Origin of the sequence: Streptomyces sp. RKAG290 (genome assembly GCF_023701695.1) — a bacterium.
Classification (GTDB): Bacteria; Actinomycetota; Actinomycetes; order Streptomycetales; family Streptomycetaceae; genus Streptomyces.
This window is the reverse complement of sequence record NZ_JAJOZC010000001.1, coordinates 5,313,976-5,335,829: the sequence shown is the minus strand read 5'-3', so window position 1 is coordinate 5,335,829 and position 21,854 is coordinate 5,313,976. Positions and strand designations below refer to the sequence as shown.

17 protein-coding genes, 1 pseudogene and 1 riboswitch are annotated in these 21,854 nt (G+C 72.5%); of the genes and pseudogenes, 13 read left to right on the top strand and 5 right to left on the bottom strand.

What is annotated here, in order from left to right; all coding sequences use genetic code 11:
- The first annotated feature begins 11 nt into the window (after window positions 1-11).
- A complete protein-coding gene (locus tag LNW71_RS23505; protein ID WP_250970039.1) occupies window positions 12-1,982 on the top strand; it encodes a GAF domain-containing protein in 1,971 nt (656 codons plus the stop codon).
- Between the two features lie 26 nt (window positions 1,983-2,008).
- Here the strand turns inward: LNW71_RS23505 and LNW71_RS23500 are convergent, their stop codons facing one another.
- Both LNW71_RS23500 and LNW71_RS23495 read right to left on the bottom strand, forming a co-directional pair.
- A complete protein-coding gene (locus LNW71_RS23500) occupies window positions 2,009-2,242 on the bottom strand; it encodes a ferredoxin (RefSeq protein WP_250970038.1) in 234 nt (77 codons plus the stop codon).
- Window positions 2,242-3,705 carry an aldehyde dehydrogenase gene (locus tag LNW71_RS23495; RefSeq protein WP_250970037.1) on the bottom strand — a complete coding sequence of 488 codons (1,464 nt, stop codon included), beginning with the start codon at window positions 3,703-3,705 and terminating at the stop codon, window positions 2,242-2,244. The genes LNW71_RS23500 and LNW71_RS23495 overlap by 1 nt, the downstream gene beginning before the upstream one ends.
- A gap of 313 nt (window positions 3,706-4,018) precedes the next feature.
- Between LNW71_RS23495 and LNW71_RS23490 the strand changes: the two genes are divergently transcribed.
- The gene (locus LNW71_RS23490; RefSeq protein ID WP_250970036.1) at window positions 4,019-5,062 is read left to right on the top strand and encodes an MBL fold metallo-hydrolase; all 1,044 of its coding nucleotides are present in this window, start codon (window positions 4,019-4,021) and stop codon (window positions 5,060-5,062) included.
- A gap of 186 nt (window positions 5,063-5,248) precedes the next feature.
- Here LNW71_RS23490 and LNW71_RS23485 read toward each other — a convergent pair whose 3' ends face one another.
- Window positions 5,249-5,701: an Lrp/AsnC family transcriptional regulator gene (locus LNW71_RS23485; protein ID WP_250970035.1), complete on the bottom strand. Its 453-nt coding sequence runs from the start codon at window positions 5,699-5,701 to the stop codon at window positions 5,249-5,251.
- A 100-nt stretch (window positions 5,702-5,801) separates the two neighbouring features.
- Here LNW71_RS23485 and LNW71_RS23480 point away from each other — a divergent pair, with 100 nt between their 5' ends.
- From LNW71_RS23480 to LNW71_RS23445, 8 genes and pseudogenes are all read left to right on the top strand, one after another.
- The gene (locus LNW71_RS23480) at window positions 5,802-6,740 is read left to right on the top strand and encodes an SMP-30/gluconolactonase/LRE family protein (protein WP_250970034.1); all 939 of its coding nucleotides are present in this window, start codon (window positions 5,802-5,804) and stop codon (window positions 6,738-6,740) included.
- 67 nt (window positions 6,741-6,807) lie between these two features.
- The gene (locus LNW71_RS23475) at window positions 6,808-7,383 is read left to right on the top strand and encodes an N-acetyltransferase (protein WP_250970033.1); all 576 of its coding nucleotides are present in this window, start codon (window positions 6,808-6,810) and stop codon (window positions 7,381-7,383) included.
- A gap of 212 nt (window positions 7,384-7,595) precedes the next feature.
- Window positions 7,596-7,670: riboswitch (cobalamin riboswitch) on the top strand.
- Between the two features lie 129 nt (window positions 7,671-7,799).
- Window positions 7,800-9,062, top strand: coding sequence for a prenyltransferase/squalene oxidase repeat-containing protein (locus LNW71_RS23470; protein ID WP_250970032.1), 1,263 nt, complete (start codon window positions 7,800-7,802; stop codon window positions 9,060-9,062).
- Complete coding sequence (locus LNW71_RS23465; protein ID WP_250970031.1) at window positions 9,059-9,739, top strand: SCO2322 family protein; 681 nt, start codon at window positions 9,059-9,061, stop codon at window positions 9,737-9,739. The genes LNW71_RS23470 and LNW71_RS23465 overlap by 4 nt, the downstream gene beginning before the upstream one ends.
- Window positions 9,736-10,907: pseudogene (locus tag LNW71_RS23460) on the top strand (energy-coupling factor transporter transmembrane component T). The gene LNW71_RS23465 and the pseudogene LNW71_RS23460 overlap by 4 nt, the downstream one beginning before the upstream one ends.
- Window positions 10,904-12,628, top strand: a complete 1,725-nt coding sequence (locus LNW71_RS23455; RefSeq protein WP_250970030.1) for an ABC transporter ATP-binding protein — start codon at window positions 10,904-10,906, stop codon at window positions 12,626-12,628. The pseudogene LNW71_RS23460 and the gene LNW71_RS23455 overlap by 4 nt, the downstream one beginning before the upstream one ends.
- Window positions 12,625-13,470 (top strand): ECF transporter S component, encoded by an 846-nt coding sequence (locus LNW71_RS23450; RefSeq protein WP_250970029.1) that lies wholly within the window; start codon window positions 12,625-12,627, stop codon window positions 13,468-13,470. The genes LNW71_RS23455 and LNW71_RS23450 overlap by 4 nt, the downstream gene beginning before the upstream one ends.
- A gap of 302 nt (window positions 13,471-13,772) precedes the next feature.
- Window positions 13,773-14,213, top strand: coding sequence for a transglycosylase SLT domain-containing protein (locus tag LNW71_RS23445; RefSeq protein WP_250970028.1), 441 nt, complete (start codon window positions 13,773-13,775; stop codon window positions 14,211-14,213).
- Window positions 14,214-14,424: 211 nt separating this feature from the next.
- Here the strand turns inward: LNW71_RS23445 and LNW71_RS23440 are convergent, their stop codons facing one another.
- The gene (locus LNW71_RS23440; RefSeq protein WP_250970027.1) at window positions 14,425-15,594 is read right to left on the bottom strand and encodes a steroid 3-ketoacyl-CoA thiolase; all 1,170 of its coding nucleotides are present in this window, start codon (window positions 15,592-15,594) and stop codon (window positions 14,425-14,427) included.
- A 303-nt stretch (window positions 15,595-15,897) separates the two neighbouring features.
- Here LNW71_RS23440 and LNW71_RS23435 point away from each other — a divergent pair, with 303 nt between their 5' ends.
- Window positions 15,898-17,148, top strand: a complete 1,251-nt coding sequence (locus tag LNW71_RS23435) for a cytochrome P450 (protein WP_250970026.1) — start codon at window positions 15,898-15,900, stop codon at window positions 17,146-17,148.
- Between the two features lie 61 nt (window positions 17,149-17,209).
- On the top strand, window positions 17,210-18,205 hold the full coding sequence (locus LNW71_RS23430; protein WP_250970025.1) for an AEC family transporter: 996 nt from the start codon (window positions 17,210-17,212) through the stop codon (window positions 18,203-18,205).
- A gap of 131 nt (window positions 18,206-18,336) precedes the next feature.
- On the opposite strand, the gene LNW71_RS23425 is transcribed toward LNW71_RS23430, so the two are convergent.
- Window positions 18,337-20,442, bottom strand: coding sequence for a bifunctional glycosyltransferase 87/phosphatase PAP2 family protein (locus tag LNW71_RS23425; protein WP_250970024.1), 2,106 nt, complete (start codon window positions 20,440-20,442; stop codon window positions 18,337-18,339).
- Window positions 20,443-20,744: 302 nt separating this feature from the next.
- On the opposite strand from LNW71_RS23425, the gene LNW71_RS23420 reads away from it, so the two are divergent.
- A complete protein-coding gene (locus tag LNW71_RS23420) occupies window positions 20,745-21,839 on the top strand; it encodes a DUF2330 domain-containing protein (protein WP_250972118.1) in 1,095 nt (364 codons plus the stop codon).
- The last annotated feature ends 15 nt before the right edge of the window (window positions 21,840-21,854 follow it).

The following is a 21,854-nucleotide window of genomic DNA, read 5'->3' as shown; positions in this document are numbered from 1 at the left end:
TGCTGGCCGCCATGTCTGAACCGTCCCCCTCCGCCGCGCCCCACCTCAGACGCCTGCTCGACCTGCTGGCCGAGGACGCCCCCGCGGAGGCGCTGGGCGCGGTCTCCTCGTCGGCGCGGGCCGACGGGGTGCCCGCCGGGGAGCTGGCCGAGGTGGAACGGGCCACGGCGACCGCGCTGCGGATCAGGGGCGCCCTGCGCCAGCACCGGCGCCGCGAGCTCCAGCTCACCGCGCTCTTCGACACGGCGGGCGACCTGGCCGCCTCCCGCGACCTGGACGACGTGCTGAAGGCGATCGTGCGGCGGGCCAGGATGCTGCTGGGGACGGACACGGCCTACCTCACGCTCCCCGACGAGGAGGCGGGGGACACCTACATGCGGGTGACCGACGGGTCGGTCTCCGTGCTCTTCCAGCGGCTGCGGCTGGAGCTCGGCGAAGGGCTCGGCGGTCTCGTGGCGCAGACCGCGAGCCCGTACGCGACGCCCGACTACCGCACCGACGACCGCTTCCGCCACACCCGCAACATCAACGCCGGGGTCCTGGACGAGGGCCTGGTCGCCATTCTGGGCGTGCCGCTGCTGCTCGGCTCCAGCCGCGGCGGCACGGGGAAGGTGATCGGGGTCCTCTTCGCGGCCGACCGCGCGCCCCGGGTCTTCAGCCCCGACGAGGTGGCGCTGCTGTGCTCGCTCGCCGCGCATGCGGCGATCGCCATCGACACCGCCCGCGCACTGGCCGACACCACGTCCGCACTCGCCGAACTGGCCGCGGCCAACGCCGAGCTGGCCGAGGCGAACGCCGCCGTGCGGGCGCATTCGGCGGCGATGCAGCGGGCGGAGGAGTCGCACGACCGGCTGACGGACCTGGTGCTGCGCGGCCGGGACGTCAAGGACGTGGCTGCCGCCGTCGCCGGGCTCCTCGACTCCCCTTTGACCATTCACGACCCGGCCGGCCGCCCGCTGGCCGCCGTCCGCCCGGACGGCACGGGCTTCGCCGCCGACAGCATGGACGCCGGATGGCTGGCGGAGGCGGCCGAGGAGTCCAGGACCGGCGCCCGCGCCGTGCACCGCGACGGCCGGGTGGTCTGCGCGGTGCTCGCCGGCCAGGAGCTCCTGGCCGGCCTGGTGCTGCACCGGAACCGGCAGCTGGACGACTCCGACCGGCGGCTCTTCGAGCGGTCGGCGGTGGTCACCGGGCTGCTTCTGCTGCTGCGGCGCACGGTGGCCGAGACGGAGAACCGCATCCGCGGCGAGCTGATCGCCGATCTGCTGACGGACTCCGGCCGTGACCCGGCGGGCCTGGCCGAGCGCGGCCGCCGGCTGGGCATCGACCTGGACCGACCGCACCTGCTGCTGGTGGCCGGGTCGGGCGCGCGGGAGCGGCTGGCCCCGGCCGCGATGCGCTATCTGTTCGGCGGCGACATCCACGGCGTGAGCGCCGAACACGCGGGCGCGGTGGTGCTGTTGATCGAGGGAGCGGGCACAGCCGCGGGGCCCGCGGCCCGCTCGGCCGCGGCCCAGCTCGGCCAGCTCGCGCAGGCCCCTGTCACCGTGGCCGCGGCCGGCCCCGCACGGGGCCCCCGGGAGCTGGCCGCCGCCTACGGCGAGGCGGCGCGCTGCCTGCGGGCGATGCGGGTGCTGGGGCGTACGGGCGAGGGCGCGTGCGTGGACGAACTCGGCTTCCTGGGCGTGGTGCTGGGCAACGGGCAGGACGTCGACGGCTTCGTGTCGGCGACACTGGGGCCGTTGCTGGAGTACGACACCCAGCGCGGCACCCACCTGGTGCGCACGCTCGGCGCGTACTTCCGCGCGGGTGGCAGCCTGATCCGGGCCAAGGACGAGCTGCACGTCCACGTCAACACGGTGGTGCAGCGGCTGGACCGGATCCAGGTGCTGCTGGGGCGGGACTGGAACGAGCCGGACCGGTCCCTGGAACTCCAACTTGCCCTGCGACTGCACCTCCTGTCCGGCGACCCGAAACGCTGACCCGAGCCCCCGGCGGCACGAGGTCGTCAGTCCTCCGGAGGGAACACCACCTCACCCGAGTCGCTCAGGGCCAGGGTGATCGCCTCGACCGGGCACCCCTCGGCCGCGGCGAGGACCTGCTCGTTGGCGTCGGTCTCCGGGCCGAGGGGGTGGGACTGCCGGGCGGCGTCCAGCCGGAACCCGCCCGGCGCGTGGTTCACGCACATCCCCGACCCGATGCAGACCCCCCGGTCGACCTCGACGCTCCACCGGTCCCCCATCAGGCCCCTCCCCCGTAACCGGCGGGCAGATGGATCATCTTGTGCTCGAAGTACTCCCCGTAGCCCTCGGGCCCGAACTCCCGTCCCAGGCCGGAGTTCTTGTAGCCGCCGAACGGGCCGAGCATGTCGAGGCTGAAGGTGTTCACGCTGTACGTACCGGTCCTGACCCGGCGGGCGATGTCGATGCCGCGCTCGGTGTCGGCGGTCCAGACGCTCCCGCTGAGCCCGTACTCGGAGTCGTTGGCGATCTTCACGGCCTCGTCCTCGTCGCCGTACGGCAGCAGGCAGATGACCGGCCCGAAGATCTCCTCGCGGGCGATGCGCATGGAGTTGTCGACGTCGCCGAAGAGTGTCGGCTCGACGTACCAGCCGCGCTCCTGGGAGGCCGGCCGGCCGCCCCCGGTCAGTACCTTCGCCCCCTCCTCCTGACCGATCCGGATGTAGTCGAGGGAGCGCTGCTGCTGGCGCCGCGCGACGAGCGGTCCGAGTTCGGTGGCCGGGTCCAGCGGATCGCCGACCTTCAGGGCGCCGGCGGCGGCGGCGAACGCCTCGGCCATCTCCTCGTACCGGGAGCGCGGCACGAGGATCCGGGTCTGGGCCACGCACGCCTGTCCGTTGATCATCCAGGCGAAGGGCACGATGCCGGCGACGGCGGCGGCCGCATCGGCGTCGGGGAGGATCACGGCGGCGGACTTCCCGCCCAGCTCAAGGGTGACGCGGGTGAGGTTGCGGGAGGCGACCTCCATGACCCGCCGGCCGGCGGCCACGGACCCGGTGAAGGAGACCTTGTCGACGCCGGGGTGCCCGACCAGGTACTCACTCACCTCGCGGTCGGCCGGCAGGATCGACAGCACCCCCTCGGGCAGCCCGGCCCCGGCGACGATCTCGGCCAGGATGTAGGCGTCCAGAGGCGATTCGGGCGACACCTTGAGGACGGCCGAGCACCCGGCGAGCAGTGCGGGCGCGAGCTTGGCGGCGGCGGTGAACTGCGGCACGTTCCACGGCACGACCGCCGCGACCACCCCGACCGGCTCCCGCCGCACGAGCAGCGGCCCGAGCGCCCCGTCCCGCCGTTCCTCGTAGGGGAAGGTGCGGGCGACGGTGATCGCCGCGTCCCACACCATCATCGCGGCGAGGGCCTGCACCATGACGCTGGAGCTGTACGGGGTGCCGTTCTCCGAGCTGATGACCCGGGCGATCTCCTCGTACCGGACCGCGAACGCGTCCTTGATCCGCGTGACGACGGCGATCCGCTCGTCCAGGGTCATCCGCGGCCAGGGCCCTTCGTCGAACGCCCGCCGGGCGGCGGCGACGGCCCGGTCCACGTCCCCTTCGGCGGCATGCGGCACCCGGCCGATGACCTGCTCGGTGTGCGGGGAGATGACCTCGATGACATCCCGCCCGAGCGGATCGACCAACTCCCCGCCGATGAACAGTTTTCCGTGTTCGACAAGCTCGCTCATGGCTGCTGCCTCCCGCGACGCGGCACGTGATCCGACTCGTTGACTGGTCCTGCATCCGGCCTCTGCGTCCGGCTTCCGCAGCCGGACCGCATCTGACTTGGTGTCAGAACTGATACCAGTTCCAGTTCCAGGAGTCCACGGCCAGGACCGGACAATGCCCGCGGCGCGGAGTGCGGTCTCGTGCGGCCGGACCGGACCGCCTCACCGGATGGTCGACCGGGGCTACCACTGAAACAAGTTCTCGTTACAGTGGACGCGGCGCGTCGTGGCCGTACCCCGCACGCCGCCGAGGCCGCGCAGAGATGGGGAGTCCATGACGCAGGTGATCAACCACGGTGGCGGCGTCCACAGCATCAAGGTCCCCATCCCGGACAACCCGCTGGGCCACACGCTGGTCCATCTCCTGGACACCGGCCGGGGCCCGGTCCTGATCGACACCGGCTGGGACGACCCGGAGGCCTGGGACACCCTGACGGCCGGACTCACCAGCGTCGGCGTGGACATCGCCGATGTCCACGGCGTGGTCATCACCCACCACCACCCCGACCACCACGGCCTCTCCGGACAGGTCCGCGAGGTGTCGGGCGCCTGGATCGCGATGCACGCGGCCGACACGGCGATCGTCCGCCGCACGCGCGAGTCGGAACCGGGCACGTGGCTGTCCTACCTCGCACGGAAGCTGGCGACGGTGGGCGCACCCGAGGACCACATAGCGCCCCTGCTGGCGGCCCGCGAGAAGGGCGGCCGCATGCGCACCCTGCCCGGGCTGCGGGCGGCGCTGCCGGACCGCGAGATCGTGCCGGGCGAACTCCTCGACCTGGCGGGCCGCGAGCTCCGCGCGATCTGGACGCCGGGCCACACCCCGGGTCATGTCTGCCTGCACCTGGAGGAGGACCACCCGGCCAACCTGCCCGGCCGCGGCCGCCTCTTCTCCGGCGACCACCTGCTCCCCGGCATCAGCCCGCACGTCGGCCTCTACGAGGACCCGGACGACGCCACCGCCGCCACCGATCCGCTCGGGGACTACCTGGCCTCGCTGGAACGGATCGGCGCACTGGGGGTGGCCGAGGTGCTCCCGGCCCACCAGTACGCGTTCGCGGACGCGGCGGGCCGCGTCCAGGAACTGCTCGACCACCACGAGGAGCGCCTGACGGGCCTGCTGTCCCTGCTCGCCGAGCCGCTCACGCCGTGGCAGCTGGCCGAACGGATGGAGTGGAACCGGCCCTGGGAGCAAATCCCGTACGGCTCAAGGAACATCGCCGTCTCGGAAGCCGAGTCGCACCTGCGGCGACTGGTGAAGCTGGGACGCGCGGAGGCGGTTGCCGGGAGCGGGCCGGTGACCTTCGTGGCGGTGTGAGGCAGCGAAGGGGAACCCTGCCGGGCGGCCCATCGGAACACGGGGCGCCGCCGGTGCGGGACGGGGGCAGAATCCGGGTCGTGACGATCACCGCAGGCGAACTCGACCGGGCCGCCCTCAGCCGCCAGCTGCTGCTGGATCGGGCGAGGTGCGGACGCTTTAGCCGGCGGCAGGCCGCCTCGGCGCTCAGTCCTGGCCGGTGACGGTAGGGGAGACCGGGCGTTCGAAGAAGGTCTCCAGGACGACGGTGGCCTGTGTGCCACTGACGCCGCCGATCATGTAGATCCGGCGGAGCACGTCCTGCAGTTGCTCGGTGGTCGCGGTCCTGACCTTCACCAGCACCGAGGCGCTGCCGGCGGTGATGTGCGCTTCGAGGATCTCGGGGATCGCGGCGAAGCTCTCCGCCGAGTCGCCCATCCACGCGGTCGAGTCGACCAGCACGTAAGCCAGTACGCCGCTGCCCACCGCCGCCGGATCCACCTCGACGGTGGTGCGGCGGATGACGCCGCGCGCCCGCAGCTTCCGTACGCGCTCATGAGCCGCGCCCGCCGAGAGGCCGACCGCCTGGCCCAGCGCGGCGTAGGACTGGGTGGCGTCCTGCTGAAGCCGCTCCAGCAGGACGCGATCAACGTGATCCACAGCTCTCCATTCGTTGATGTCTTGCCTTCACCATACGTAATCCTGCAATCTTCGTCATGTGCCGAATCAAGTTCGGCACGTTCTATGTCAGGGGAGCGTCATGGCCAGTGACCTGTACGAGATGTTCGACGACCGTTTCCGCACCGGCCGGTGCATGAACGGCGATGCCGCCCTGGAGGTCCTGCACACCGGCTGCCGATGGGCCGAAGGACCCGTCTACCTGCCGGCCTGGCGGCAGGTGATCTGGAGCGACATCCCCAACGACCGGATGCTGCGGTGGGACGAGGAGACCGGGGCGGTCCACGTGTTCCGCCGCGACGCCGGGCACACCAACGGCAACACGCTCGACCGCGAGGGCCGGCTGATCACCTGCGAGCAGGGCAACCGCCGGGTGTCCCGCACCGAGCACGACGGCACCGTCACCGTGCTGGCCGACCGCTGGCAGGGCAGGCGGCTGAACAGCCCGAATGACGCGGCGGTCAAGTCCGACGGCTCCGTCTGGTTCTCCGACCCGTCCTTCGGCATCACCAGCGACTACGAGGGCTACCGGGCCGAGAGCGAGATCGGCTCCGACAACGTCTACCGCGTCGACCCCGCCACCGGCGAAGTGCGCCTGGTGGCGGACTGCTTCGCAGCACCGAACGGACTGGTGTTCTCCGCGGACGAGAAGCAGCTCCTCGTCTCCGACACCGGGGCCGGCTGCATCCGGGCCTTCGACGTGCACGACGACGGCACGCTGTCGGAGGGGAAGATCTTCGCCGAGGCGGGGGCCCGCGAGAACGCCCGCTTCGACAACCTCCGCTTCGACGACGGCGGACGGCTCTGGGCTGCCGCGATGAACGACGGAGTGCACTGCTACGACCCCGACGGCACGCTGATCGGCCGGCTCGTCGTGCCCGAGGCCGTCGCCAACATCTCCTGGGGCGGCGCAAAGCGCAACCGACTCTTCATCGCCGCGGAGACCAGCCTCTACTCGGTGGTCATGGCCGTCACGGGCACCCACCCGACCGGACCGGGGCGCCGCCCCTGGCAGGCCTGATCCAAACGAAGGACCCCAGGTGATCCAGCCGGCGCTGCGACTACGGGACAGCCCTTAGGCTGCCGTCATGAATCCGGCCCTGACCAGCGGTGCGACCGCCGAGCCCGTCGTCCTGGACGCCACGGAGCTGACCGCCGACCCGCAACTGGCGGCCCGGTTCGAGGAGTCGGCCCACCGCATCCTGGCGGACCTCGTCGCCAAGGGCGCCGCGCTGGGCTGGGTCGAGCCGCCCTCGCGGGGCGAGGTGGCGGAACTCCTGGACGACATCGTCTGCGCGGCACGGACGGGGGACGCCGCTCTGCGGGCTCTCTTCCTCGGCCGCGAGCTCGCCGGCTTCGGGTACTGGCGCCGCTACGCCCGGCCTACCCACCGGCCGCACGCCGACCTGGAGAAGCTCGCGGTGGACGGTGCCGCACACGGCCGTGGTGTCGGCCGGACGCTGACCGCCGCCTTGATCGCCGACGCCCGGGAGCGGCACATCGAGGTGCTCACCCTGGACGCCCGGGGCGACAACACCCCTGCCCTGGCCTTGTACCGGTCGCTGGGTTTCACGGAGTACGGCCGGCTGCCGGACTTCGTCGCCGTCGGGGAGGCCCGGTACGACAAGGTCTTCCAGATGCTGGACCTCCGCCGCCGGGCCTGACCGCCGGGGCGGGACGGGCCTCGCGCACCGGGGGCGGGGCAGGCGGGTATCCGCCGGTTCCGGGATGCCGGTGCTCCTGGTGCGCGGCCCGTCGTCGTTCCCGTTCCCCCGCCGGCCACCCTCCTGCGCGGTCCGCCCCGGCGGCGGCGCCCTGGGCAGGGGTCCCGTGGTGACCGCCCGGTAGAGTGTGCGAGTCGTCATCATGCCCGTTCAGGGGGAAGCCGGTGCGAATCCGGCACTGACCACGCAGCCGTGATCCGCCATCGTCGGCGGGAGTCGGAATGCCCTGTCCGTGTCGTGACCGGCTCGTGCCATCGGGACCCCGGTGGCCGGCTCACCGTCGAGGTATACGGAGCCGGAGCCTGGTGCCTGTGTGTGCCTGTGCCCGGTCTCCCGCAGGAGAGGCCCCGCCCGCCATGACCGTACGCCGCAGCGCAGCTGCGCTCGCCGCCACCGCCACCGTGCTCTGTGCGGCCGCAGCCCCGGCCGCAGTCGCCGCGCCGTCCCCCTCCCCCTCGCCGTCCGTGGCGCTGCCGTCGGGGCTCTACGGCACGACGGACCCGACGTACGACGGGGTGTGGCGGCAGTCGCTGGCCTTCGTCGCGCAGCGGGCCGTGGGCGTCATGCCCGCCCAGAAGTCGGTGGACTGGCTGATCGGCCAGCAGTGCGACAGCGGGGCCTTCCCCGCCTACCGCCCCGACTCCACCGTGGCCTGCAACGACAAGACCATGATCGACACCAATGCGACGGCGGCCGCCGTGCAGGCGCTGCACGAGGTCGGCGGGCACAAGGAGCTCGTCGCCACCGGCATCGACTGGCTGAAGTCCGTACAGAACAAGGACGGCGGCTGGGGCTACACCGCGGGCGGGGCCAGTGACGCGAACTCCACCTCGGTCGTGATCGGCGCCCTCGCCCGCGCCGGACAGAAGCTCGGCGACGTGACGACGGACGGCGGCAAGACCCCGTACGACGCGCTGCTCACCTTCGCCATCCCCTGCGGCGGCAAGGCCGGTGGCGCGTTCGCCTACCAGCCCGACAAGGCAGGCAAGCTCGTCGCCAACGGGGACGCCACCGCGGCGGGGGTGCTCGGCTCGCTCGGCAAGGGGCTCCTCGTCGGGAACAACGCCGCGGTCAAGGACCCCAGCTGCCACAAGGCCACCCCCCTCAAGCCCGAGCAGGCGGCCCAGAACGGCGCCTACTACCTCGCGGGCGCCCTCGCGAAGACCGGTCACCTCGACCAGCCGCCGATGCCCGGTGCCGACGACGACACCCCGCAGCCGGACTTCGGCAACACCGCCGACGCGGTCGTCGCCCTGTCCGCCTCCGGGCACAAGGACAAGGCCGCCGGGTCCGTCGACTGGCTGGCGAAGAACTCGGCCGGCTGGGCAAAGCAGAACGGCCCCGCCGCCTACGCCCAGCTGGTCATGGCCGCGCACGCGACCGGCGCGGACGTCCACGACTTCGGCGGCGCCGACCTCGTCACCCAGCTGAACGCGACCGGGCCCGCGCCCGCCTCCGTGAAGAAGCCGACGGCGAGCGCGACCGAGGAAGAGGAGAAGAAGGACAGCGGCGACGGGGACGGCATCGGCGGTGTCTGGTGGTTCGTCGGGATCGGCCTCGTCGTCGGTGCGGGCGTCGGCTTCCTGATCAGCGGCCGCCGGAAGAACCAGCAGCTGTGAGGCGCGCCGGAAGGACCACCGCGCTGCTGGTGGTCCTGGGCGCCGTCCTGGCCGTGCTCGGCCAGGGCACGGCCCAGGCCGCCGGCTACCGCTACTGGTCGTTCTGGGAAGGCTCCGGAAGCGGCTGGGCGTACGCCACGCAGGGGCCGTCCCTGGTCCGGCCGGACGACGGTGCGGTGCAGGGCTTCCGGTTCTCGGTGAGCGCCGACTCCCAGGACGCGGCGAAGCCGCGCCGCTCCCCCGACTTCAAGAAGATCTGCGCCGGCACGCCCGCCAAGGGCGGCACGAAGCGGGTCGGGCTCGTCATCGACCCCGGCACGGCGGCCGACGCCCCGGACGGGGAGACGCCGCCCGCGCCGCGTACCGCGTGCGCACAGGTCCCGCAGGACGCGAGCAGTGCGGATGCGCTCGCGTCGGTGGCCAAGCCGCTGCGTTACGGCTCCGACGCGCTGCTCTGCGCGATCTCCGACTACCCGGCCTCGGGGTGCGGTGAGCAGGTTTCCGGAAACGGCGACGGGGACGTGAGCGGTACGGCCACGGCAACCACCTCCGCGTCCGCCGGCGACGGGGACGGTGGTTCGGGCGGCGGACCGTCCGCCGGTGTCCTCGTCGGGTTCGGCGCCGTCCTTCTGCTCGGCATCGCCGCAGTCGCGCAGGCCCGCCGCCGCCGCGGATGAGCGGCCCGACGGACCGCGAGGCCACCCGCTCAGAGGCCCGCCCGGTGGCGGCTCAGCGCGCCTGGCGCGCGCCCGCCGCCACCCGGAGCAACGCGCTGCCCGCCGGGGCCTGGTGGCTGTGGGCGCTCGGGCTGGCCACCGCGGCCTCCCGGACCACCAACCCGCTGCTGCTCGGACTGCTGGTGGGCGTGGCGGGCTACGTGGTGGCCGCGCGCCGCACGGATGCGCCGTGGGCCAGGTCCTACGGGGCGTTCATCAAGATCGGACTGTTCGTCATCGGTGTGCGGCTGCTCTTCTCGGTGTTCCTCGGATCGCCGATCCCGGGCACGCACGTCGTGTTCACCCTCCCCGAGGTGCCGCTGCCTGAGTGGGCGAAGGGCGTCCGGATCGGGGGCCGTGTCACCGCCGAGCAGCTGCTCTTCGCGCTGTACGACGGGGCCAAGCTGGCCACCCTGCTGATCTGCGTCGGCGCGGCCAACTCCCTCGCCAACCCGGCCCGGCTGCTGAAGTCACTGCCCGGTGCGCTGTACGAGGCCGGGGTCGCCGTCGTCGTCGCGATGACGTTCGCGCCGAACATGGTCGCGGACGTGGTGCGGCTGCGCACCGCCCGGCGGCTGCGCGGCCGCCCGACCGGTGGGGTCGGGGCCGTGCTGCAGATCGGGCTGCCGGTCCTGGAGGGAGCGCTGGAGCGGTCGGTGGCCGTGGCGGCCTCGATGGACGCGCGCGGATACGGGCGCAGTGCCCAGGTGCCGGCCGCCGTCCGGCACACCACCAACGCCCTCACCCTCGGCGGGCTGCTCGGTGTCTGCGCCGGTACGTACGGGCTGCTGGCCGCGCAGGGTGCGGTGTACGGGCTGCCGCTGCTGATCGCGGGGCTCCTCGCCGCGACGGCCGGGCTGCGGCTCGGCGGGGCCCGTTCGGTGCGCACCCGCTACCGGCCCGACCGGTGGGGGTGCGGGCCTGGCTGGTCGCCGGCTCGGGTGCGGCGGTCGCGGTGGCGATGATCTGGGCGGGCAGTGCGGATCCGGCGGCGCTGCACCCCGGAGTCGTACCGCTGACCGCGCCGGTGCTGCCGCTGTGGCCCGCCGCCGCGGTGCTGATCGGCCTGCTGCCCGCGCTGGTCGCGCCCGTCCCGCCCTCCCCCACAGGCATCGAGGAGCAGGTGTGATCCGGTTCGACGACGTTTCGGTGCAGTACGAGGGGGCCGGACACCCCACCCTGTCGGGAGTGGACCTGTGCGTACCGGAGGGTGAGCTGGTGCTGCTCATCGGGCCGTCGGGGGTCGGCAAGTCGACATTGCTGGGTGCCGTCTCGGGGCTCGTGCCGCATTTCACCGGCGGCCGGCTGACCGGCCGGGTCACCGTCGGCGGGCGCGACACCCGCACCCACAAGCCCCGTGAGCTCGCCGATCTGGTCGGCACGGTGGGCCAGGACCCGCTCTCCCACTTCGTGACCGACACCGTCGAGGACGAGCTGGCGTACGGCATGGAGTCGCTCGGCCTGGCCCCGGACGTGATGCGCCGGCGCGTCGAGGAGACCCTCGACCTGCTGGGCCTCGCCGCGCTGCGCGACCGGCCGATCGCCACGCTCTCCGGCGGACAGCAGCAACGGGTCGCGATCGGGTCGGTGCTCACCCCGCACCCCCGGGTCCTGGTGCTGGACGAGCCGACGTCCGCCCTGGACCCCGCGGCCGCCGAGGAGGTTCTCGCGGTGCTCCAGCGGCTCGTGCACGACCTGGGGACCACCGTCCTGATGGCGGAGCACCGGCTGGAGCGCGTGGTGCAGTACGCCGACCAGGTCGTCCTGCTGCCCTCGCCCGGCGCCGCCCCGGTGATGGGCGCGCCCGCCGACGTCATGGCCCTCTCGCCGGTGCATCCGCCGGTGGTGGCGCTGGGGCGGCTGGCGGGCTGGGACCCGCTGCCGCTCTCGGTACGGGACGCCAGGCGGCGGGCCTCGGGGATGCGCGACGCGCTGGCGGACACCCGGCCCGGGCCGGTCGCGGGCAGGGCCGTTGCACGCCCGGTGGCCGAGGTGACCGCCGCTCCCCGCCCCGCCGCACGGCGAGGGCCCCTGGCCAGACTGTTCGGCCGGGAACCGCAGGAGACCGCCGCCCCCGAACCCGTCACCGACACCACCACCCGGGTGGAGCGCCTCGGTGTGCGGCGGGGCCGGGTCGAGGCGCTTCGCCAGGTCACCCTCACCGTCGCGCCCGGCGAGACCCTCGCCCTGATGGGACGCAACGGCGCGGGCAAGTCCACCCTGCTGGCCGCCCTCGTCGGCCTGGTCGAGCCGACCTCCGGCACCGTCCTGGTCGGCGGCCGGACCCCGCACCGCACGCCGCCGCGCGAGATGGTGCGCCGGGCCGGTCTCGTACCGCAGGAGCCGCGCGACCTGCTGTACGCGGACACGGTCGCCGCCGAGTGCGCGGCGGCCGACGCGGACGCGGGCGCCGCGCCGGGCAGCTGCCGGGCCCTGGTGTCCGAGCTGCTGCCGGGCGTGCCGGACGACACCCACCCCCGCGATCTCTCCGAGGGGCAGCGGCTCGCCCTGGCGCTGGCGCTCGTGCTCACCGCCCGGCCGCCGCTGCTGCTCCTGGACGAGCCGACCCGCGGGCTGGACTACGCGGCCAAGGCCCGGCTCGTCGGGGTGCTGCGCGGGCTGGCTGCCCAGGGGCACGCGATCGTGCTGGCCACGCACGACGTGGAGCTGGCCGCCGAGCTGGCGCACCGGGTGGTGATCCTCGCCGACGGGGAGGTGGTGGCGGACGGGCCGACGCCGGAGGTGGTGGTGTCCTCGCCGGCGTTCGCCCCGCAGATCGCCAAGATTCTGGCCCCGCAGGAGTGGCTGACCGTGACGCAGGTGCGCGACGCGCTGGGGAGCACCGGATGACCGGCGAACGCGGGACGGCCGCCGCCCCACGCCGCGGGGCCCGTCCGGTGCGGCTCGGGCCGCGTGCCGTCGCCGCGCTGGTGCTGATCAGCGCGATCGGTGTGGCCGCCTTCGGCTGGCCGCTGCTGGCCGGCCCGGACTCCGGGCTCGCGCACTCGGCGGATGCGCCGTGGCTGTTCGCCGCGCTGCTGCCGCTGCTGGTCGGGGTGGTGGTCGCGATGATCGCGGACGCCGGGCTCGACGCGAAGGCGGTGGCGATGCTGGGGGTGCTGGCCGCGGTCGGCGCCGCGCTGCGGCCGCTGGGGGCGGGCACCGCGGGGCTCGAACCGATGTTCTTCCTGATGGTGCTGAGCGGGCGGGTGCTCGGGCCGGGGTTCGGCTTCGTGCTCGGCTCGGTGACGATGTTCGCGTCCGCGCTGCTGACCGGCGGGGTCGGCCCGTGGATGCCGTTCCAGATGCTGTCGATGGGCTGGTTCACGATGGGCGCGGGCCTGCTGCCGGCCCCGGAGCGGCTGCGCGGGCGCGCCGAGCTGCTGATGCTCGCGGCGTACGGGGCGGTGGCGGCGTTCGTGTACGGGACGGTCATGAATCTGTACGGGTGGACGATCGTGCCGGGCCTCGGCTCGGGCATCTCCTTCCATCCCGGTGACGCGCCGGCCGACAACCTGGTGCGCTTCCTCGCGTACTGCACGGCCACCTCGCTCGGCTGGGACCTGGGCCGGGCCGTGCTCACCGTCGTCCTCACGCTGACCGTCGGGGCCACGCTGCTGAAGGCGCTGCGCCGGGCCACCCGCCGCGCCGCCTTCGAGGCCCAGGTCACATTCGAGGTCCCGCGGGAGTGAGGGTACCCACAGGACCTTGGTCCTGTACGAGGCGCGATAGGAGCCGTTCCGGCCGGCAGCCGACGCCCGTTTCCGCCATTCCGACCTGCTGTGACGCACTTTGTGGTGGTTCGGGACCTTCGGCCCCGGGTGCGAAGCGGGTTCGTAACGGGGGTCGTTGCGGTGGCCGAACGCCGCCGCTCACACTTGAGACGTCGCCGAGCACCGCAGCGTCCACCGGAACGGACAGCGGTCTACGAGCACCGGGCCAGGCAGGATGCGGACCGGCGGGCGACTCCACCGTTCCCGACGTTAGGTTCCATGTGTCGTTCGCCCGCACCCTTCTCGCCCAGCCCCGCACCGCCCGCCGCAAGACCGTCATGACCGGCGCCGCCGTGCTGCTGGGCGCCACCGGCCTGGCCGTGGGCGTCTCCCCGGCCATGGCGGCTCCGTCCGCCGCGCCGACGTCCGCCGGCGCGAGTGCGCAGGACGCGGCGAAGCAGATGATCGGTGACGACGCGCAGTTCCAGTGCTTCAGCAACATCGTCAGCCACGAGAGCGGCTGGAACCCGAGCGCGACCAACGCCTCCTCGGGCGCCTACGGCCTGGTCCAGGCGCTGCCCGGTTCGAAGATGGCCTCCGCCGGCTCCGACTGGCAGAGCAACCCGAAGACCCAGATCAAGTGGGGCATGGACTACATGAACGAGCGCTACGGCAGCCCGTGCGGCGCCTGGTCGTTCTGGCAGGCCAACAACTACTACTGAGCCGGCCCGGACTTCTCCCGGCAGTGACCGATGACCCCGACCGCACCGCGGTCGGGGCCATCGGCGTGAGCGCGTCCGGTCAGTGCCGCGCCGCGATCGTGTCGAACCAGCGCACGATCTGCGGACCGGACTTCAGGGGATACCTTCCGCAGGGGCCGTCCGGAGCCTCTCGTCCGGGCCGTCGGGCCGGGCATGGTCCGACCGAGAGGCCCTAGAGCCGCTGGATGATCGTGCCGGTGGCCAGGGCGCCGCCCGCGCACATGGTGATCAGCGCGAACTCCTTGTCCCTGCGCTCCAGTTCGTGCAGGGCCGTGGTGATCAGCCGGGCGCCGGTGGCACCGACCGGGTGGCCGAGGGCGATCGCGCCGCCGTTGACGTTGACCTTCTCCAGGTCCTGTCCGAAGACCTGCGCCCAGCTCAACACCACTGACGCGAATGCCTCGTTGATCTCGACGATGTCGATGTCCTTGAGGGACATCCCGGCCTTGCCGAGCACCGCGCGGGTGGCGTCGACGGGCCCGTCGAGGTGGAAGTGCGGGTCGGAGCCGACCAGCGCCTGGGCCACGATGCGGGCCCGCGGTTTGAGCTTGAGCGCCCGCGCCATCCGCTTGGACGCCCACATGATCGCGCAGGCGCCGTCCGATATCTGCGAGGAGTTGCCGGCGGTGTGGACGGCGGTGGGCATCACCGGCTTGAGCCCGGCGAGCCCCTCCATCGTGGTGTCGCGCAGCCCCTCGTCACGGTCGACGAGCCGCCACATGCCCTGGCCCGCGGCCTGTTCCGCCTCGGTGGTGGGCACCTGGACCGCGTACGTCTCCCGTTTGAAGCGTTCCTCGGCCCAGGCGACGGCCGCCCGCTCCTGCGAGATGAGGCCGAGCGAGTCGACGTTCTCCCGGGTGAGGCCGCGCTTGCGGGCGATGCGCTCGGCGGCCTCGAACTGGTTGGGCAGGTCGACGTTCCACTCGTCCGGCCACGGCTTGCCCGGCCCGTGCTTGGACCCGCTGCCCAGCGGCACCCGTGACATCGCCTCGACCCCGCAGCTGATGCCGACGTCGATCACCCCGGCCGCGACCATGTTCGCGACCATGTGGGAGGCCTGCTGCGAGGAGCCGCACTGGCAGTCCACGGTGGTCGCGGCGGTCTCGTACGGAAGGCCCACGGTGAGCCAGGCGTTGCGCGCGGGGTTCATGGACTGTTCGCCGGCATGGGTGACGGTGCCGCCGACGATCTGTTCGACGCAGTCGGCATGGATGCCGGTCCGGCCGAGAAGTTCACGGTAGGTCTCACCCAGCAGATAGGCGGGGTGCAGATTGGCGAGCGCGCCTCCGCGCTTGCCGATGGGGGTGCGTACGGCTTCGACGATGACGGGTTCCGCGGCCATGAGCTCGTCCTCTCCTCGCACTTCCGCAGAGGCGTCCCGGCGCCCACGGAAGGAACTAGTACGCGTTCTAGTTCTGCCTGCAGTCTTATGAGGCTTACCCCCGGTACGCAAGGGTCTTGCATGCACCTTGCCCATGCTTCACGGCCAGCACCCTCCGCGAACCGGACAGGTTCACCGATGCTTCACGCAACAGATCAGGCCATGCCTCTTGTCAGTTGTAGAACTCGTTACTACCTTTCGGGCAACTTCTGATGGGTCGTCAGACATCGATCGGGCGGCTCTCGGACCGACCTGGAGTTGCCGATGCCCTGCCCCCATCTGCCCGAAGGGTTCGACTTCACCGACCCCGATCTGCTCCAAGCCCGCATCCCGCACCCGGAGTTCGCCCGGATGCGGGAGACCGCGCCGGTCTGGTGGTGCACCCAGCCCGCCGGCATCTCCGGCTTCGACGACGAGGGCTACTGGGTCGTCACCCGGCATGCGGACGTCAAGTACGTCTCGACCCGCCCCGAGCTGTTCTCGTCCCACACCAACACCGCGGTGATCCGCTTCAACGAGTCGATCAGCCGGGACCAGATCGACGTCCAGAAACTCATCATGCTGAACATGGACCCGCCCGAACACACCCGCGTCCGCCAGATCGTCCAGCGCGGATTCACGCCACGCGCCATCCGCTCCCTGGAGGAGGCGCTGCGCGACCGGGCGCGCTCGATCGTCGAGACGGCTCTGGCCGGCGCGGACGGCGACGGCTCGTTCGACTTCGTCAACAACATCGCCGTCGAACTGCCGCTCCAGGCCATCGCCGAGCTCATCGGCGTACCGCAGGAGGACCGGACCCGGATCTTCGACTGGTCCAACAAGATGGCCTCGTACGACGATCCGGAGTACGCGATCACCGAGGAGATCGGTGCCGAGGCGGCCATGGAGCTCGTCTCGTACGCGATGAACCTGGCGGCGGCGCGCAAGGAGTGCCCGGCCAAGGACATCGTCTCGCAGCTGGTCGCCGCCGAGGGCGAGGGCAACCTTCTGTCCGACGAGTTCGGCTTCTTCGTCATCCTGCTCGCCGTGGCCGGGAACGAGACCACCCGCAACGCCATCAGTCACGGCATGCACGCCTTCCTGACCCACCCCGAGCAGTGGGAGCTGTACAAGCGCGAGCGGCCGCAGACCGCCGCGGAGGAGATCGTCCGCTGGGCGACGCCCGTGGTCTCCTTCCAGCGGACCGCCACCCAGGACCTCGAACTGGGCGGGCAGCAGATCAAGAAGGGCGACCGGGTCGGGATGTTCTACTCCTCAGCCAACAACGACCCCGAGGTCTTCGAGAGCCCGGAGAGGTTCGACATCTCCCGCGACCCCAACCCGCACCTCGGCTTCGGCGGCGGCGGTCCGCACTTCTGCCTGGGCAAGTCCCTTGCCGTGATGGAGATCGACCTGATCTTCAACGCGATCGCGGACGTGCTGCCGGACCTGCGGCTGGTGGGCGATCCGCGGCGGCTGCGGTCGGCCTGGCTCAACGGCATCAAGCAGCTCCAGGTGAGCACCACGCGCGGCTGAGGACCGCCCTGACCCTGGCTCGTCGCCTGTGCGGCGGCCGCCCGTCCGCACCCCCGTACGGGTGCCGGACGGGCGTACCGGGATCATGGCGGGCATGCACGCCCTGCTCTCCGCCTTCGCCCCGATCTGGATCCTGACCGGCATCGGTTACGCGGTCGCCCGCAGCGGCCTGCTCGGGGCGCAGGCGGAAGCGGTGCTCGGCCGGTTCGTCTTCCATGTGGCCATGCCCGCAGCCCTGTTCACCATGGTGTCGGGGTCGCATCCGTCCGCGTTCGCCCATCCGTCGATGGTGGCGTTCGCGGCGGCCACGGCGCTGGTGTCCGCCCTGGGCTTCGTGGTGGCGCGGCGGTTCTTCGGCCGTGGGAGGGCCGACGCGGCGATCAGCAGCATGGCGTCCGGCTACGTCAATTCGGCCAACCTGGGCATCCCGGTGGCGGTGCAGGTGCTCGGCGACGCCTCGTTCGTCGCGCAGGTCATCCTGTTCCAGGTGCTGCTGGTCTCGCCCGTGATCCTGACCCTGCTCGACTCGGGGACGCGGCCGGGCGGCGGGGCGGCCGGTGAACGTCCCGGCGGCGGGCTGCGGCGGATGCTCACCATGCCGGTCCGCAACCCCATCATCATGGCCTCGCTGCTGGGCCTGGCCGTCTCCGTGACCGGGCTGCGGCTGCCGGCCGCCCTCACCCACTCCTGCGACCTGCTGGGCGCGGCGGCCGTGCCGACGGCCCTGGTCACCCTGGGCATGTCCCTGCACGGCGGTCCTGCCGCAGCGACCGGGCGCGTCGCCGGGCGGGCGGAGGTCGGCGCCGCGGTCGCGCTCAAGACGCTCGCGCAGCCGCTGATCGCCTATGCCGTCGCCGGGCCGCTCCTGCATCTGCCGGACCACCAGGTGCTGGCCGTGGTGCTCTGCTCAGCCCTGCCGACGGCCCAGAACGCCTTCATCTACGCCCGTGAGTACGGCCTGGACACCGGTCTCGCCCGCAATGGCGTGGTGGCTTCCACGGTGGTGTCGATGGTGACGCTGTCCTTCGCCACCTGGGCGCTGGGGCCGAACCGCTGAGCCGTTCGGGTGGCGGGCTCCGCCCGGCGGACGGATGCTGGGTACGCGACGATCCACCCGCCGAAGGGGTGCGCGGACGCTGCCCTGTCCACGCACCCCTTCGGCCTGCGTACAGCGAGGACCGTGCGCGGTCACGACTTGCCGGCCACCGCTTCGCCGCCCACCTTGGGCACCCGTTCCGGGGCCGCCATCCCGTCCGAACCCCGCGCCGCCGGGGGCTTCGTGGCCTTCGCGTCGCTCTCCTGCAGCTCACGCGGTCCGGACAGCAGGTAGGTAAGACCGAATCCGAGCGCCACCACCGTCGCCCCGCCCACCGCGTCGAGCACCCAGTGGTTGCCCGTCGCCACGATCGTCGAGACCGTGAACAGCGGATGCAGCAGCCCCAGCGCCTTCATCCAGACCTTCGGGGCGAGCATCACGATCACCACCCCGCACCACAGCGACCAGCCGAAGTGCAGCGAGGGCATCGCCGCGTACTGGTTGGTCACCCCGGTCAGCGTGCCGTAGTCGGGCTCCGCGAAGTCCTGGACGCCGTGCACCGTGTCGATGAAGCCGAGATCCGGCATCAGCCGCGGCGGGGCCAGCGGGTAGAGCCAGAAGCCGACCAGGGCCAGGAGCGTGGCGAAGCCGATGGAGCTGCGGACCCAGCGGTAGTCCGCGGGGCGGCGTACGTAGAGCACACCGAGGATCGTCAGCGGCACGATGAAGTGGAACGTCGAGTAGTAGTAGTCGAAGAAGTCCCGCAGCCAGGTGACCTGCACGACTGCGTGATTGGCCCAGTGCTCGATGTCGATGTGCAGCCACTGTTCGGCCGAGTGGATCTGCTCGCCGTGCTGCTCGGCGGTGGCACGGCCGGCCCTCGCGGCCAGCCTGACGTACGCGTACGCGGAGTAGACGACCCTGATCAGCAGGAGTTCCAGCAGCAGGTTGGGCCGGCTGAGCACCCGCCGCCAGAACGGCAGCAGCGGCACCCTGCTCCAGCGGGCCGGGACCGGCGTCGCGTGGTCGGTGGCGACCGGCTGCTGCCAGTACGGCGAGGTGCGCGGCAGGAACGGGGCGATGCACGCGGCCCCGAGCGCGGCGAGCAGCATCACGTTGTCACGCACCGGGAAGAGCGCCACGATGTTGGGCAGCAGCATCTTGCCGGGCAGCGTGATCACGAGGACCACCACGGCCGGCCACACCATCCGGTCACGGGCCCGCCTGCCCACCCGGCCGACCACGGCGAGCAGCACCCACAGCAGTTGGTGCTGCCAGGCGGTCGGCGACACGGCCACGGCGACGCAGCCGGTCACGGCCACGGCGAGCAGCAGCTGCCCGTCGCGGGCGTACCGCGCGGCCCGGCGCAGACCGACGTAGCAGACGGCTCCGGCGAGCACCAGGAAGAGCGCGATCTCCAGCGGCCCCGCCAGGCCGAAGCGGAGCAGCGCACCGTGCAGGGACTGGTTGGCGAGGCTGTCCGCCTGGTCGCCGAGGCCCGCCCCGGCGACGTGGTGCACCCAGTACCTCCACGAGTCGTGCGGCATCGCGGCCCAGGCCAGTGCCGTGCAGGCGGCGAACGCGGCGCCGCCGGTCACCGCCGCCCGGCGTCTCCCGGTCAGCCAGAGCAGCGCGGCGAACAGCAGCACGGTCGGCTGGAGCGCGGCAGCGATCCCGATCAGGACGCCGGAGGCCCGTTCCCCGCGGACCACGAAGCAGCCGACGAGGACGAGGAGGACCGGCAGGATGCTGGTCTGGCCCAGGTGCAGGGCGTTGCGGACCGGCAGCGAGAGCATCAGCAGGCTGATCGCGACGGGTGCGGCGAGCAGGGTCGTACGGCGGCTGACCGGGCCTGGCAGGGCGCGCGCCGCGATGACGCCGAGCGCGGCGACGAGCAGGAGCGAGCCGAAGGTCCAGGCGACGCCGAGGCTCTGTTCGGCCGTGCGGGTCAGCGGCTTCAGCACCAGCCCGGCGAAGGGGGTGCCGGTGAACGCGTCGGTGTCGTACAGCGAGCCCTTCACATGAAGCACACCGTTCGCACCGATCCAGGTCTCCAGATCGGTCAGCCGTTCGCCGGGTGGCTGCCGCAGCACCACGGCCATCTGACGGATGGCCAACGCGGCCACAACCAGCCAGAGAACAGCCCGTGCCGCCCCGGTCCTCGCTCCTGTCGTCACGTCTCCGCGCGCACTGTGCTCCGCATTCGCCACGCTGCGCCGACCCTCCCACCGTCTAGTGCCGGCCCTCGATCCGGGCATGCTGTGAAACCATCGCATTGCGCTATGAGATAGACCCAATCAACCCTCTCTTCGCCTGACTGTCATCCCGCCTTTTTCCGAAAGAATGTCCGGGCGCGCATTCGGGACATGGCCGGGCGGCCGGAACCGGCAGCGCCACCCCCACGTCTGAGCCCGTGATCGACGGCTGAGAGCTGTCCCGCCCGCCAGGGGTCGCGGGACAGCCCTTGAGGGGGGGGACCGGCATGCGGGGCACGGGGACGGGACATGAGGTGCGCGCCGGATCGCGTGCGTGGGCGGTGCGCGCGCTCTCGCTGGTCATGATGCTGGTGTCACTACAGCTGGGCTCGCTGATCGCACCGGCGTACGCCTGCGGCTGCGGGGCGATGGTCGTCAACCGGAACAGCCAGGTCACGGTCGACCGGGAGACGTCCGTGGTCGGCTGGGACGGCAGCACCGAGCAGATCGTGATGCAGCTGACCGTCCGCGGGAACGCGCCGGAGGCGGCCTGGATCATGCCCGTGCCGCACCGTGCCACGGTCCGGCTCGGTGACGCCGCCCTCTTCTCCGAGCTCGGGACGCTCACCGCACCGGTCCGCGAGACGCGGCACTACTTCTGGCCGCGTGCGAAGGACTGGCCCTTCGGCGGTTCGGACGACACGTCAGGGGCCGGTGCGCCGGCCCCTGGCGATGCCGCACCGGTCGGGGTGGTCGGCCGCGAGCGGCTCGGCCCCTTCGACGTGGCGCGACTGACCGCGACCGACCCCGCGGCCCTGGAGGGCTGGCTGACGGACAACGGCTTCGAGCTCCCGGACCGGCTGTCGACGGCGCTGCGGCCCTACGTCGAGCAGAAGTGGGAGTACGTCGCGATCCGTCTCGCCCCCCAGGAGAAGGGCGGTCCGCTGCTCGGCCGGCTCGACCCGCTGCGGCTGCGCTTCGCCAGCGACGAGCTGGTCTACCCGATGCGGCTGTCCCGGCTCGCCACGACGCCGCAGTCACTGGGCCTCTACGTGCTGGCGGCGCACCGGATGGAGCCGCGCGGGCCGATCGGCGGCCGGCCGCCCGAGGTGACGTACGCGGGGCGCATCGGCGCGGGGCAGGAGACGGGCGCGTACCCGGCCCTGGGGGCGCTGACGGGAGGGAAGCCGGTGTTCGTCACGGCGATCGACCAGTCGTTCCCGCGGCCGGAACTGATCGACGGCGACCACGAGTTGCGGGCGACGGCGGCCGACACCCCGTACCGGACCACGTACTACCGGGACGAACTGCTGACCGTGGGCCCCTTTCCCGCCTGGCTGCTGTCGCTGCTCGTTGGAGCGGGGGTGGTGGCCGCCGCGTTGCTGCTGGGCCTTCGGGCGAGGCGGCGGCGGCCGGTGGCACCGCCGCCGCCGGTCACCGTGCCGCCGCCGCTGAGGTGAGCGCGGGCGGCCGCG

What these genes read in the sequence shown, in the direction of transcription:
- LNW71_RS23435 (WP_250970026.1), top strand. Translation starts at nt 15,898, where the DNA reads ATGCCCTGCCCCCATCTGCCCGAAGGGTTCGACTTCACCGACCCCGAT.
- LNW71_RS23440 (WP_250970027.1), bottom strand. Translation starts at nt 15,594, where the DNA reads ATGGCCGCGGAACCCGTCATCGTCGAAGCCGTACGCACCCCCATCGGC.
- LNW71_RS23480 (WP_250970034.1), top strand. Translation starts at nt 5,802, where the DNA reads ATGGCCAGTGACCTGTACGAGATGTTCGACGACCGTTTCCGCACCGGC.
- LNW71_RS23450 (WP_250970029.1), top strand. Translation starts at nt 12,625, where the DNA reads ATGACCGGCGAACGCGGGACGGCCGCCGCCCCACGCCGCGGGGCCCGT.
- LNW71_RS23425 (WP_250970024.1), bottom strand. Translation starts at nt 20,442, where the DNA reads ATGCCCGGATCGAGGGCCGGCACTAGACGGTGGGAGGGTCGGCGCAGC.
- LNW71_RS23495 (WP_250970037.1), bottom strand. Translation starts at nt 3,705, where the DNA reads ATGAGCGAGCTTGTCGAACACGGAAAACTGTTCATCGGCGGGGAGTTG.
- LNW71_RS23475 (WP_250970033.1), top strand. Translation starts at nt 6,808, where the DNA reads ATGAATCCGGCCCTGACCAGCGGTGCGACCGCCGAGCCCGTCGTCCTG.
- LNW71_RS23420 (WP_250972118.1), top strand. Translation starts at nt 20,745, where the DNA reads ATGCTGGTGTCACTACAGCTGGGCTCGCTGATCGCACCGGCGTACGCC.
- LNW71_RS23470 (WP_250970032.1), top strand. Translation starts at nt 7,800, where the DNA reads ATGACCGTACGCCGCAGCGCAGCTGCGCTCGCCGCCACCGCCACCGTG.
- LNW71_RS23490 (WP_250970036.1), top strand. Translation starts at nt 4,019, where the DNA reads ATGACGCAGGTGATCAACCACGGTGGCGGCGTCCACAGCATCAAGGTC.
- LNW71_RS23505 (WP_250970039.1), top strand. Translation starts at nt 12, where the DNA reads ATGTCTGAACCGTCCCCCTCCGCCGCGCCCCACCTCAGACGCCTGCTC.
- LNW71_RS23500 (WP_250970038.1), bottom strand. Translation starts at nt 2,242, where the DNA reads ATGGGGGACCGGTGGAGCGTCGAGGTCGACCGGGGGGTCTGCATCGGG.